This window comes from Streptomyces sp. NPDC043685 (assembly GCF_056436585.1).
The window spans coordinates 291864-305341 of the sequence record NZ_JBWKCH010000006.1; the positions used below are offsets into that span (position 1 = coordinate 291864).

7 protein-coding genes and 1 pseudogene are annotated in these 13478 nt (G+C 73.4%); 6 read left to right on the forward strand and 2 right to left on the reverse strand.

Annotation, left to right across the window (positions count from 1 at the left end):
- Positions 1–10: 10 nt before the first annotated feature.
- From AC0665_RS21305 to AC0665_RS21330, 6 genes and pseudogenes are all read left to right on the forward strand, one after another.
- Positions 11–3316, forward strand: a pseudogene (locus tag AC0665_RS21305) (type I polyketide synthase); the annotation flags it as partial.
- A 61-nt stretch (positions 3317–3377) separates the two neighbouring features.
- Positions 3378–9884, forward strand: a complete 6507-nt coding sequence (locus AC0665_RS21310; RefSeq protein ID WP_478705577.1) for a thioester reductase domain-containing protein — start codon at positions 3378–3380, stop codon at positions 9882–9884.
- 117 nt (positions 9885–10001) lie between these two features.
- Positions 10002–10580, forward strand: a complete 579-nt coding sequence (locus AC0665_RS21315) for a pyridoxamine 5'-phosphate oxidase family protein (protein WP_478604248.1) — start codon at positions 10002–10004, stop codon at positions 10578–10580.
- Positions 10581–10974: 394 nt separating this feature from the next.
- Positions 10975–12036 (forward strand): peptidoglycan recognition protein family protein, encoded by a 1062-nt coding sequence (locus AC0665_RS21320; protein ID WP_478705578.1) that lies wholly within the window; start codon positions 10975–10977, stop codon positions 12034–12036.
- Positions 12037–12166: 130 nt separating this feature from the next.
- Positions 12167–12397 (forward strand): hypervirulence associated TUDOR domain-containing protein, encoded by a 231-nt coding sequence (locus tag AC0665_RS21325; RefSeq protein ID WP_468402731.1) that lies wholly within the window; start codon positions 12167–12169, stop codon positions 12395–12397.
- 4 nt (positions 12398–12401) lie between these two features.
- Entirely contained in the window at positions 12402–12737 is a 336-nt protein-coding gene (locus tag AC0665_RS21330) for a DUF3140 domain-containing protein (protein WP_478604239.1), read from the forward strand.
- A 54-nt stretch (positions 12738–12791) separates the two neighbouring features.
- On the opposite strand, the gene AC0665_RS21335 is transcribed toward AC0665_RS21330, so the two are convergent.
- Both AC0665_RS21335 and AC0665_RS21340 read right to left on the reverse strand, forming a co-directional pair.
- Positions 12792–12962 (reverse strand): hypothetical protein, encoded by a 171-nt coding sequence (locus AC0665_RS21335; RefSeq protein WP_468631520.1) that lies wholly within the window; start codon positions 12960–12962, stop codon positions 12792–12794.
- 246 nt (positions 12963–13208) lie between these two features.
- Complete coding sequence (locus AC0665_RS21340) at positions 13209–13439, reverse strand: hypothetical protein (protein ID WP_363122391.1); 231 nt, start codon at positions 13437–13439, stop codon at positions 13209–13211.
- Between the last annotated feature and the right edge of the window lie 39 nt (positions 13440–13478).

Below are 13478 nucleotides of genomic sequence, written 5' to 3' on the forward strand. Positions count from 1 at the left end.
GGACAAGCTCCGCGACTACCTCAAGAAGGCCGTCGCCGATGCCCGTGAGGCACGCCGACAGCTGCGGGACATCGAGGACAGGCGGCGCGAGCCGATCGCGATCGTGGGCATGGCCTGCCGCTACCCCGGCGGCGTGTCCTCGCCCGACGACCTCTGGCGCCTCGTGGCCGACGGCACCGACGCCGTCGGCGGCTTCCCCGGCAACCGGGGCTGGGACGTGGACGGCCTCTACGACCCCGACCCCGACCGCACGGGCACCTCGTACGCCCGCGAAGGCGGCTTCCTGTACGACGCCGACCGGTTCGACCCGGCGTTCTTCGGGATGTCGCCGCGCGAGGCCATGGCGATCGATCCGCAGCAGCGGCTGCTGCTGGAGACGGCCTGGGAGGCGTTCGAACACGCCGGCGTCGACGCGACCGCCCTGCGCGGCTCCGACACCGGCGTGTTCACCGGCCAGATGTACAACGACTACGGCTCACGCCCCCATCTGCCGCCGGAGGACTTCGAGGGGTACCTGTACAGCGGCAGTGCCGGCAGCATCGCCGTCGGCCGGCTCTCGTACACCTACGGTTTCGAGGGCCCGGCGGTCTCCGTCGACACGGCCTGCTCGTCCTCCCTGGTCGCCCTGCACCTGGCGGTGAACGCGCTGCGCAACGGCGAGTGCTCGCTCGCCCTCGCCGGCGGCGTCACGGTCATGTCGACACCGGTGGCCTTCCTGGAGTTCTCCCGCCTGCGCGGCCTTTCCCCCGACGGCCGCTGCAAGTCCTTCGCGGCGGCGGCCGACGGTGTGGCCTGGTCGGAGGGTGTGGGCCTGCTGGTCGTGGAGCGCCTGTCCGACGCGGTGCGCAACGGGCACCGGGTGCTGGCGGTCGTGCGGGGAAGCGCGGTCAATCAGGACGGTGCGTCGAACGGTCTGACGGCGCCCAACGGGCCTTCGCAGGAGCGTGTCATCCGGCAGGCGCTGCGTAACGCCCGTCTCGCGCCGGCTGACGTGGACGCGGTGGAGGCGCACGGCACGGGCACCCGGCTGGGTGACCCGATCGAGGCGCAGGCGTTGCTGGCGACGTACGGCCAGGACCGTGAACGGCCTTTGTTGCTGGGGTCGTTGAAGTCGAACATCGGGCATGCGCAGGCGGCTGCCGGTGTCGGTGGTGTGATCAAGATGGTGCAGGCGATGCGGCACGGTGTGCTGCCGCGGACGTTGCACGTGGATGAGCCGTCGCCGTTCGTGGAGTGGGACACGGGTGCGGTCGAGTTGCTGACCGAGGAGCGCGAGTGGGCCGCCCGCGAGGGCGCGCCGCGCCGTGCGGGTGTCTCCTCCTTCGGCTTCGGCGGGACGAACGCGCACGTCATCCTCGAAGAGGCCCCGGCCGCCCCGCCCGCCGAGACCACCGGCGCCCGCACCCTGCCCGCTCTGCCGTGGCTCCTGTCCGCCCGCACACCCCAGGCGCTCACCGCCCAGGCCGAACGGCTCCAGGCCTTCGCCTCGGCTCCCGGCGCCCCCGGCCCCCTGGACATCGCCTACTCCCTCGCCACCACCCGCGCCGCCCTCCCGTACCGCGCAGCGGCCGTGGGCGACGGACCCGCCGAACTCCTCGACGGCCTCCGTCACCTGACCCCGGTCAGCCCCTCGAACGGGCCGCTGGCGGTGGTGTTTTCGGGTCAGGGTGCTCAGCGGGTGGGGATGGGGCGTGAGTTGTATGGGGCGTTTCCGGTGTTCGCGGGGGCGTTGGACGAGGTGTGTGGGGTGTTGGATCCGTTGTTGGGTGGGTCGTTGAGGGAGGTGTTGTTCGCGGCTGGGGGGTCGTTGCTGTCGCAGACGGGGTGGACGCAGCCGGCGTTGTTCGCGTTCGAGGTGGCGTTGTTCCGGTTGGTGGAGTCGTGGGGGGTGCGGCCTGATGTGGTGGCGGGTCATTCGGTGGGGGAGTTGGTGGCGGCGTATGTGGCGGGGGTGATGGGGCTGGGTGATGCGGCTCGGTTGGTGGTGGCGCGTGCGGGGTTGATGCAGGCGTTGCCGGGTGGGGGTGTGATGGTCGCGGTGGAGGCCTCGGAGGGTGAGGTGCTGGCGGCGATCGGTGGGTGTGGTGGTGCGGTGGGTGTGGCGGCGGTGAATGGTCCGTCGGCGGTGGTGGTGTCGGGTGCGCGGGAGGCGGTGGAGGGGGTGCTGGGGGCTTTGCCGGGTCGGCGTGTGCGGCGGTTGGAGGTGTCGCATGCGTTTCATTCGCCGTTGATGGATCCGATGTTGGAGGAGTTCCGTTCGGTGGCGAAGGAGGTGCGTTACGAGGCGCCGGGGATGGCGGTGGTCTCGACGGTGACGGGCCGGTTGGCCGAGGGGGAGGATCTGCGGTCGGCCGATTACTGGGTGACCCAGGTACGGCAGGCGGTCCGCTACGCCGACGCCGTCACCACCCTGGAGTCCGAGGGCGTCACCACACTCCTGGAACTCGGCCCCGGCGGCGTCCTCGCCGCCCTCGCCGCCCAGGCCGTCCGCGACCCCGACGCCCTGACCGCCACCGTCGCCACCCGTGCGGGACGCCCCGAGCCGGAGACCCTGGTCGAGGCACTCACCACCCTGCACGCCCGGGGCGTGAGCGTCGACTGGGAGGCGTTCTTCGCCGGCACCGGAGCCCGCCGGGTCCCCCTGCCCACCTATGCCTTCCAGCGTCAGCGGTACTGGCTCGACGAAGTCGCCCCCGACGGCCCTCACCCGAGCCCCGTCTCACCCGTGGTGCCCGCCGCCCCGGAGGAGGCGCCCCGGGTCGTGACCCTGGCCGAGCGGCTCGGACCGCTGAGCGACCCGCAGCGGGAGCAGTACCTCCTGACCCTCGTCACGGAACTGGTCGCCAAGGTGCTCAAGCACCCCGACACCTCGGCCGTCGTGCCCCATCGCCCCTTCCAGGAGCTGGGCTTCGACTCCCTGACCGGTGTCGAACTGCGCAACCGGCTGGGTGCAGAGACCGGGCTCGCCCTGCCGGCCACCGTCGTCTTCGACCATCCGACCCCCTCCGCGCTCGCCGCTCACCTCCGGGCACAGGCCGCCGCATCCGGGGCCGGGGACGCGCCGGCTCGCTCCGCGGCCGAGGAACTGGACCGGCTGGAAGCGTCCGTGGACGCCCTGGCCACCGCGAGCCCGCCCCGGGACGAGACCCGCCTGGCACTGTCCGCGCGCCTGCGGGCGCTGGCCGACCGTCTCGCGGAACCCGCCGGCCCGGCTTCCCCCTCCACGGCCGACGCGGAGGTCACGGACCTCACCGGCGCGTCCGCGGACGAGATCTTCGACTTCATCGACACCCAGCTCGGCCGGGCCGCGGACTGACGCCGCCTGCTCGCCATCCCGCCCCACCACCCTTCCGGTACCGAGGAGAGACTGATTCCGCATGTCCGCTGACATGTCCCGCGCGCAGGACCAGGCCCAGACCAGGGAACAGAAGCTCGTCGACTACCTGAAGTGGGTCACCGCCGACCTGCGGAAGGCGCGCGAGCGCATCGAGACGCTCGAGTCGGCCGCCACGGAGCCGGTCGCCATCGTCGGCATGGCCTGCCGCTTCCCGGGCGGCGTCACCTCACCGGAGGACCTGTGGCGCCTCGCCGCCGAGGGCCGGGACGCCATCAGCCCGTTCCCGACGGACCGCGGCTGGGACCTCGACGCGCTGTACAGCACGGACCGCGACCAGCCCGGCACGTCGTACACCAAAGAGGGGGGATTCCTCGACGGAGCCGCCCTGTTCGATGCCGACTTCTTCGGCATCTCGCCCCGCGAGGCCCGCGCGATGGACCCCCAGCAGCGCGTGCTGCTGGAGACCGCGTGGGAGGCGTTCGAGGACGCCGGGATCGACCCCGCCACGCTGCGCGGAAGCCGGACCGCCGTGTTCGCCGGCGTGATAGAGCAGAGCTACCTCGGACTCGAAGGGCCCGCCGAGCTGGAGGGCCACCTCATGACCGGCAAGCTCAGCAGTGTCGCCTCCGGCCGCATCTCCTACACCTTCGGACTGGAGGGCCCGGCCGTCTCGATCGACACGGCCTGCTCGTCCTCCCTGGTCGCCCTGCACCTCGCGGTGGAGTCGGTCCGCCGCGGGGAGTCCACCCTCGCGCTCGCCGGCGGCGCGACGATCACCGCGACCCCGGGCGGATTCGTGGACTTCTCCCGCCAGGGCGGACTCGCCCCCGACGGGCGGATCAAGTCGTTCGCGGCCGCCGCCGACGGCACCTCATGGTCGGAGGGTGTCGGTCTGCTGGTGGTGGAGCGGTTGTCGGACGCGGTGCGCAACGGGCACCGGGTGCTGGCGGTGGTGCGGGGCAGTGCGGTGAACCAGGACGGTGCGTCGAACGGTCTGACGGCGCCCAACGGGCCTTCGCAGGAGCGTGTCATCCGGGAGGCGCTGCGTAACGCCCGTCTCGCGCCGGCTGACGTGGACGCGGTGGAGGCTCACGGCACGGGCACCCGGCTGGGCGACCCCATCGAGGCACAGGCGCTGCTGGCGACGTACGGCCAGGACCGCGAACAGCCCCTGCTGCTCGGCTCGTTGAAGTCCAACATCGGCCACACCGTCGCCGCCGCGGGAGTCGGCGGTGTCATCAAGATGGTGCAGGCGATGCGGCACGGCCTGCTGCCCAGGACCTTGCACGTCGACCGGCCCACCCCCATGGTCGACTGGAGCTCCGGCGCGGTCGAGCTGCTCACCGAGGCCCGCGCATGGCCCGCCCGCGGGACGGCCCCGCGCCGCGCCGCTGTCTCGGCGTTCGGCGTGAGCGGCACCAACGCCCACGTCATCCTGGAGGAGGCTCCTGAGACGGAGGACACCGGTCCCGAGCCGACCCGGACGCTCCCGGCCGTGCCCTGGATGCTCTCCGCACCCGACGAGGACGCCCTGCGCGCCCAGGCCCGACGCCTCCACGAGCACGTCGCCGCCCACCCCGAGCAGTCCGCCGCCGACCTCGCCTACTCCCTGGCCACCACCCGCACCCTCCACGACCGCCGCGCCGTCCTGACCGGAGCCGGCCGCGACGACCTGTCCGATGCCCTCCGGCAACTCGCCGAGACGCCCACGAGCTTCGCGGCACCGACCCGGCCCGGGCCGCTGGCGGTGGTGTTTTCGGGTCAGGGTGCTCAGCGGGTGGGGATGGGGCGTGAGTTGTATGGGGCGTTTCCGGTGTTCGCGGGGGCGTTGGACGAGGTGTGTGGGGTGTTGGATCCGTTGTTGGGTGGGTCGTTGAGGGAGGTGTTGTTCGCGGCTGGGGGGTCGTTGCTGTCGCAGACGGGGTGGACGCAGCCGGCGTTGTTCGCGTTCGAGGTGGCGTTGTTCCGGTTGGTGGAGTCGTGGGGGGTGCGGCCTGATGTGGTGGCGGGTCATTCGGTGGGGGAGTTGGTGGCGGCGTATGTGGCGGGGGTGATGGGGCTGGGTGATGCGGCTCGGTTGGTGGTGGCGCGTGCGGGGTTGATGCAGGCGTTGCCGGGTGGGGGTGTGATGGTCGCGGTGGAGGCCTCGGAGGGTGAGGTGCTGGCGGCGATCGGTGGGTGTGGTGGTGCGGTGGGTGTGGCGGCGGTGAATGGTCCGTCGGCGGTGGTGGTGTCGGGTGCGCGGGAGGCGGTGGAGGGGGTGCTGGGGGCTTTGCCGGGTCGGCGTGTGCGGCGGTTGGAGGTGTCGCATGCGTTTCATTCGCCGTTGATGGATCCGATGTTGGAGGAGTTCCGTTCGGTGGCGAAGGAGGTGCGTTACGAGGCGCCGGGGATGGCGGTGGTCTCGACGGTGACGGGCCGGTTGGCCGAGGGGGAGGATCTGCGGTCGGCCGATTACTGGGTGACCCAGGTACGGCAGGCGGTCCGCTACGCCGACGCCGTCACCACCCTGGCCGACCAGGGAGTGCGCACCGTGGTCGAGGTCGGACCCGGCGGCGTCCTCACCGCCCTCACCCGAACGGTGCTCGCCGACCGGGACGACATCACCGTCCAGGCCCTCCAGCGGGCCGACCGGCCCGAACCCTCCGCGCTGGCCGACGGCATCGGCACCCTGCACGCCCGGGGCGTGAGCGTCGACTGGGAGGCGTTCTTCGCCGGCACCGGGGCCCGCCGGGTCCCCCTGCCCGCCTACGCCTTCCGCCACCAGCGGTACTGGGCCGACGCGCTCGCGGCCGGACGCCGTGACGCCGGCGGGTTCGGCCTGGACAGCACCGATCACCCCCTCATCGGGGCCGCGCTGTTCCCCGGAGACCGCGACGAGGCGGTGTTCACCACACGCCTGTCGGCCCGTACGGACCACCTCCTGGCCGCCCACACCGTCGCCGGACAGACCGTCGTGCCCAGCACGGTCCTCGCCGAACTGGCCGTCCGGGCAGGGGACGAGACCGGCTGCACGACCCTGGACGAACTCGTCGTCGACACGCCCCTGGTGCTGCCGGGCGACGGAGCCCTGCACCTCCAGGTCCGCGTCGGCGAGCCGGACACCGAGGGCCGGCGCACCCTCACCGTCCACGCCCGGCCCGACGAGGGCGAAGCGTCCTGGACGCGCCACGCCCACGGCCTGCTCAGCGACGCACCGCTCGTCCCGCCGGCCGGCACCGAGCCGGCCACGGCGTGGCCGCCGGCCGGCACCGAGCCACTCCGGGACGCCGACCAGGACGACGAACTCCCGCAGGCACCGGACGAGTTCTACGAGCGCTTCGCCGCCGCCGGAGTGCACTACGGGCCCGTGTACCGGGGCCTCACCCGGATGTGGCGGCGCACCGGCGAGCTGTACGCCGAAGTGACTCTGGCCTCGGACAGCGACCAGCCCGCCGAGGGCTTCGGACTCCACCCGGCCCTGCTCGAGGCCGCCCTTCAGCCGCTGTACGCCGCCGGACCGGCCGGGCCGCCGTCCACGGCGACCCGGTGGCGCGGACTGCGGCTGTACGCCGTCGGCGCGGACGCCCTGCGCGTGCACCTCGCCCCGCTCCCCGGTGCCGGCGACAGCTACGCGGTGCGCCTCACCGACCCGGCCGGACAGGTGGTCGCGGTGGCCGACGCCGTCACCGTGGGCCCCCTGCGCGCGGAAGCGCTGCGGGCCGCCCGCTCCCGGCAGCGGGACGCCCTGCACCACGTGGAGTGGACCGCCCGGCCCCTGCCCGCCGCCTCCTTGAACTGGCTAGCCCTCGGCTCCACCGACCACCCCGACGTACCCGCCGTCGCGGCCGCCGTGGCCGGCGGGCACCACGGGGCCGTACGCCTCGACCTGACCACCCCCGACGGACACACCGCGCAGGACGCCGTCCGGGACACCGTGGGCCGGGCCCTGTCGTGGGCGCGGCAGTGGCTCGCCGAGGAGAGCCTGGCCGCGACGCCGCTGGTCGTCGTCACCCGCGGCGCCGTCGCCGTCACGGGCGACGAGGACGTCACCGACCCGGCCGCCGCTGCCGCCTGGGGCCTGCTGCGCTCGGCGCAGTCGGAGACGCCCGGACGGATCGTCCTGGTGGACGCGGACGGCGAACCCGGCCCCGAGGCGCTGTCCGCCGTGGTCGCCTCCGGCGAACCCCAGGCCGCGATCCGCGGCACCGGCCCCGGCACCGCGCCCCGGATCCACGCACCGCGCCTGCGGCGCACCCCGGTGCCGCAGCCGGCGGCCGACGGCCCCCGCACGGTGTGGGATCCGGACGGCACCGTCCTCGTCACCGGCGGTACGGGGTCGCTCGGCGCCCACTTCGCCCGCCACCTGGTCACGCGTCACGGGGTGCGCCACCTGCTGCTGGTCAGCCGGCGCGGCCCGGACGCCCCGGGCGCCACGGCGCTGCGCTCCGAACTGCGGGCGCTGGGCGCCTCGGTGACCCTGGCCGCCGCGGACGTCGCCGACCGTGCCGCCCTCGCGCAGGTACTGGCCTCGGTGCCGGCCGCGCACCCGCTGCGCGGTGTCGTCCACACCGCGGGCGTCCTCGACGACGGCGTCATCGCCGCGCAGACGCCCCAGCGGCTCGACGCCGTGCTGCGGCCCAAGGCCGACGCGGCCTGGAACCTGCACGAGCTGACCCGGGGCGCCGACCTGACGGCGTTCGTGCTCTTCTCGTCCGTGGCCGCCGCCGTCGGCGGCCCCGGCCAGTCCACCTACGCCGCGGCCAACGCCCACCTGGACGCCCTCGCCCAGCACCGCGCCGCGTCCGGCCTCCCCGCCACGTCCATCGCCTGGGGCCTGTGGGAGCAGGCGACCGGGCTGACCGGCGGACTGACCGAGACGGACCTGAAGCGGATCGCCCGCAGCGGCTTCCGCACCGTCCCGCAGGAACTCGGCACGGCCCTGTTCGACCTGGCCCTGGACACCGGCCACCCGTACCTCGTGGCCACCCCGCTCGACCTCCCCGTCCTGCGCCGCCAGCCGCAGGTCCCGGTGCTGCTGAGGTCCCTGGTGCGGGTGCCGGTCCGGGCCACGGCGCGCGGCGCGGCCGACTCCGGGCCCGCCCTCGGCGACCGGCTCGCCGGACTCGACGAGGCCGCCCAGCACACCCTCGTCCTCGACACCGTGTCCGCCGAGATCGCGCGTGTCCTCGGCCGCACCGGCACCGTCGACCCCGAACGACCCCTGCAGAACAGCGGTTTCGACTCTCTCACCTCCGTGGAACTGCGCAACCGGCTCGCCGCCGTCACCGGCCTGCGGCTGCCCGCCACCCTGGTCTTCGACCATCCGACCCCCCGGGCCCTGGCGACGTACCTGCGCGCCGAACTCCTCGCGCCCGAGGACGGCACCGAGCCGGGCCCCGCACCCGACTACGCCGCCGACCTGGACCTGCCCGCCGACATCCGCCCGGCCGACGAGGTCGTGCACACCGTCACCGACCCGTCCGACCTGCTGATCACCGGCGCGAGCGGGTTCCTCGGCGCTTTCCTGGTACGTGACTTGATGCGCACCACCACCGCCCGCCTGCACTGCCTGGTGCGCGGCGCCGACGACGCGGCGGCGTACGAGCGGCTGCGCTCCAGCCTCACCTGGTACCGGGTGTGGGACGAGGTCGACGAGAGCCGGCTGCGGGTGCTCGCCGGTGACCTGGCCGAGGAGCGACTCGGCCTGAGCGAGGGGGACTTCGACGGTCTCGCCCGCACCGTGGACGCCGTCTACCACGCGGGCGCCACCGTCCACTGGCTGCACCCCTACGAGGCGCTGCGCGCGGCCAACGTCCACGGCACCCGGGAGATCCTGCGCCTGGCGGCCCGCCACCGCACGGTCCCGGTGCACTACATCTCCACCGTCGGCGTCTTCAACGGCCCGGTCACACCCGGCGTCCCGCTGAAGGTCACCGACCCGACCGGCCCCGCCGAGGTGCTGCCCAGCGGCTACCTCCAGTCCAAGTGGGTCGCCGAACAGCTCGTCGGCCTCGCCCGGGAGCGGGGACTGCCGGTGTCGGTGCACCGCGTCGACGTCATCTCAGGCGACACCCGCAACGGCGCCTGCCAGACACGTGACTTCGTCTGGCTCAGCCTCAAGGGCCTCCTCCAGGCGCAGGCCGCCCCGGCCGGGGTCGGCGGCCGCTTCCATCTGCTGCCCGTCGACTACGTCAGTGCCGCCATCGTCGGGATCTCCCGGCGCGAACGGGCCGGCGGCACCTTCCACCTGTTCAACCGGAGCTCGCTGAGCCTCGCCGACTGCGTGTCGTACCTGCGCGGACTCGGGTACCGGCTCGACGAGACGGAATGGGAGCAGTGGAGCGCCGCGGTGCGGTCCGACCGGGACAACGCCCTGCTGCCGCTGCTGCACGCGTTCGAGATGATGACGTCCGACACCGACGGCTTCTACCCGCCCCTGGACACGGCCGAGACGGAGGCGGCGCTGACCGGCACGGGCATCGCCTGCCCGCCGCTGACGCGTGAACTCTTCGCCAGGTACGTGGAGTTCTTCGTCCAGGAAGGGCACTTCCCGCCCGCCCCGTGACCCGTGAGGTCCTCCGACCGGGCACCACGGGCCGCCCGGCCGCTCCCCCCGAGCGGCCGGGCGGCCCGGCCCTGTCCCCCTGTTCAAGCCGCCGCGTAGGGAATCCGAGGTATCGCCATGGGCGCCGCACAGGTGCGTTCCTTCTCCGAGATCGAGGCCGCCTTCGTCGAGTACGTCCAGCGGACCGTCTACTGCACGATGGTCACCGTCGACCGCCACAACCGGCCCCGGGCCCGTGTCGTCCAGCCCGTCTGGGAGACCGTCGGCGAACGCCCGGTCGGGTGGCTGGCGGTCTTCCGCACCCCGGTGAAGGCCGCCCACCTGGCGAACAACCCCCACACCACCTACGCGTACTGGCACCCCTGCCAGGACGCGGTGTTCGTCGACAGCGTCTCGGCCTGGGCGCACGACCGGGACACCAAACTCCGTGCCTGGGAGCTGTACCGCCGCAACAGTCCGCCGGGCGTCGGCTACGACCCGCACCTGTACTGGAGCGCCGGACCCGACAGCCCCGACTACCACCTGCTGCGCATCGACCCCTGGCGCGTGCAGGTCCTGCGCGGTGCGGACCTGAGCAGCCGCATCTGGACGGTCGAGGCCCCGCGGAACTCCGTGAACCGTTCGGCTCCCGGCCGCCCGCCTCCGCCCCCGGTCCCCTCGCGCGGCGATCCGGACGGAGCGGCGCCCCGGTCGTGACCCCGCGGCGGGCGTCGACCCTCGCCGGGAACCGGCAAGTCCACCCGGGGGCGGTCGGATTCAGGTCGTCCGTGACGGAGTGCACCGCCCGGGGTTCGGATCTCGTCCCGGCCGGCGGGGAGCCGGCCGTGCCGCGGACCGGCGCACACATAGGGAGGCGGCCCGCCCGCCCCGGCGCACCGGCGTCGTAATCGCGCCGATTTCACGGACCTGCCTACGGCGAGGTGAGCGAGGGGGGGAGCGGCGCGAGAATGGTGAGGGCCGGGGGCAGCGGGCTCCGGGGACCGGCACGCCGCTGCGTCACCCGGCACGCTCCGAGTTCAGGCACGCTCCCCAGATGTGATGGACCGTCTTCAGACCGGCATCCCCCCACGCCGGAACGGAGGACCGACACATGGCCACCCCGCTCACCGCCTCCCGGCTCGTCGCCGCGTTGCAGGCCGAGGGCTGCGCCGTTCGCGAAGTCAGCGGATGGCGCACCAACAACCGCAATCACAAAGGCCCTTGGGGGCCCGTGCACGGGGTGGTGATCCACCACACCGTCACCGGGCCCGGCACGGACGTCGTCAGCCTGATCTACCACGGTCACAGCGCCCTGCCCGGCCCGCTCGCCACCGGCTGCATCACCAAGGACGGCGTCGTCCATCTCACCGGCAACGGCCGGGCCAACCACGCCGGCGGCGGTGACGGCGACGTGCTGAACGCCGTCATCGGCGAGTCCTACGGCACGTATCCGCCCCCGACGCACGAGCACGACGGCTCGCCCGGCGCGGTCGACGGCAACGCCCGCTTCTACGGCTGGGAATGCGAGAACAAGGGGGACGGCAGGGACCCGTGGCCCCCCGTCCAGTACACCGCCATGGTCAAGGCCACCGCCGCGGTGTGCCGCGCCCACGGCTGGGGCCCCAAGAGCGCCATAGGGCACCTGGAATGGAGCGACTGGAAGGTCGACCCGCGCGGATTCGACATGGCCGGCTTCCGCCGCGACGTCGCCGACGCCCTGGCCCACCCGGCGGGCCGGTGGGAAGGAGAGGACCCCATGCCCCAGTACGTCAACCTCGGCGCCGCCGAGCCGTACGCCCTCGAACCCGGCACCTGGGACTCGGTCGAGTTCACCGAGGAGTGGACCGACGAGACCGGCGACCACGCCACCGGCGGGAGCGTCTTCGCCCGCGGCCCGGCCCGCTTCAGCGGCGCCCTCAGCCTCCACCTCGACGGCCTGCCCGCGGGCGCGGTCGTGCAGGCGCGCATGTCCGAGTACCAGGACGACGAGCTCCGCGCGGACCACCCGATCCACGAGATCACCGGGACGGGCGGCGGCACCTTCGTGGTCCTGCCCCTGACCAAACGGATCGCGTCGGGCCGCAGCATGCGGGTGCGGCTGCTGAACCAGGCCGCCGTCCCGGTCACCGTCGCGAGCGCCGTGCTGACCGTGCTGGTGTGGAAGGAACCGTGAGGAGACGATCACCCGCCTCGGCCTGTGCCTGACGCCGCCGGCACCCCGGCCGAGCGGGGCCGAGCTGCGCCCTGACCGCCGAGCCCGCACGCTGGGAAGACAGCACACTTCACCGCGAGGGAGCACCGGCATGGCGAAGGGCCGCAGCGGCAGCGGGAAGCCGGAGAAGGGCGACAAGGTCACCTGGAGCAGTCACGGCAACCGGGTCGAGGGCGAGGTGGAGAAGGAGATCACCGAGCGGACCGAGGCATCCGGCCGCACGGTCGACGCCTCACCGGACGACCCGCAGTACGAAGTGCGCAGCGACAAGTCCGGCCGGACCGCGGTGCACAAGCCGTCCGCGCTCAAGAAGAAGAAGTGACGGCGTGGACGCCGAGGAGCGCGAGGAGACCTGGAACGACTTCCGTGAGCTGGTGAACATGACACCGGCCGGTCTGGAGAAGTGGCTGGCCACCGACGAATCGCGAAGCGCCGGGCAGCACCAGGACGGGGGCGAGTCCACCGGGCACGCCTCCGGCCGGCGGATCGTGGAGATCCTGCGGGCCGACAAGGGCGACCTCACGGACGACGACTACCGGCACATGCGCAAGGTCGTCGGCTACGTCCGCCGTCACCTGGCCCAGCGTCCCTCCGGGGACGTACGGGACACGCGGTGGCGGCACTCCCTGATGAACTGGGGCCACGACCCGCTCGGCGGGTGACGGCCGGAGCCCGGGGAGCGTCATGCCGACAGGAGGCCGGACGGCCTCCGGGTGTCACTGCGCGTCGGTGTCCTGGGGAGCCGGGGCGACGCCGTTCAGCGCCTGGGTCAGCTGGTGCTGCGTCTCCTCGGCCACCACACGGGCCTCCTCGACGACATCGCCTCGTTCACGGATGAGGCTCTCGTAGATCGGCAGTTCTTCGGTTCGCGTCGAGTCCGCTATCACGGCTTTTTCCAATCGCTTTGCATCAGGGATCTGAAGGGTCCGAGTAAGTCTGCGTCACGGCCCGCCACCGCGTTACTCACCCCCGGGGTGTCCAGATTTCCATCACGTGCTTCGCAAATTCCACACGTGTGCGAGCCCGGCCCCGCATCCGCAGCCGCGCATGCCCCGCACCCGCAGCCGCACCTGCCGGCGCGCACACGGAAGGGCCCCGGGAAGCGCTTCCCGGGGCCCTTCGCGTGTATCGCGTCAGAGCGACGTCGTGTGCACGCCCGCGCTCGCGCCGGCGGCCGCGCCCTCCGGCGAGAGGACCGCCTGGACGGTGGCGCAGGCCTCGCCGGTCAGGGGGCCGACCAGGCCGGCGGACAGGCCGCCCACCAGGCCCGCGGAGACACCGGCGCCGCCCGCGTTGCCACCGGCGACGGCGTCCAGGTCGGCGTCGGAGAGCTCGGCGGTGTCGACCCGAGAGGTGAGGTTCATGGGGGTGTTTCCCTTCGCGTGAATGTCTCGCAGGGGCGG